The organism is Cereibacter changlensis JA139 (genome assembly GCF_003034985.1).
GTDB lineage: Bacteria > Pseudomonadota > Alphaproteobacteria > Rhodobacterales > Rhodobacteraceae > Cereibacter > Cereibacter changlensis.
On record NZ_PZKG01000472.1, the window covers coordinates 1 to 245 of the forward strand.

General features: G+C 71.8%; 1 pseudogene. It reads left to right on the forward strand.

From position 1 onward, the window contains the following. Window positions 1–245, forward strand: a pseudogene (locus tag C5F48_RS24715) (phage tail protein); the annotation flags it as partial.

Consider the following 245-nt stretch of genomic DNA (forward strand, 5'->3'; position numbering starts at 1 on the left):
GACCGTCGAGATCGATGACGGTCTGCGCCCGATCCAGACCGTCAAATCCTCGATCATCGGCTTCATCGGCACGGCTCCCGAGGCTGACGCGGCGGCCTTCCCGCTCGATACGCCGGTGCTGGTCACCGGCCCGCGGATGGCGGCAGGCCTGGGCGCAGCGGGGACGCTGAAGGACGCCTTCACCGCCGCCTACGCCCAGGGCGTCAGCGTCGCCATCGTGGTGCGCGTGGCCGAGGGCGCGGACG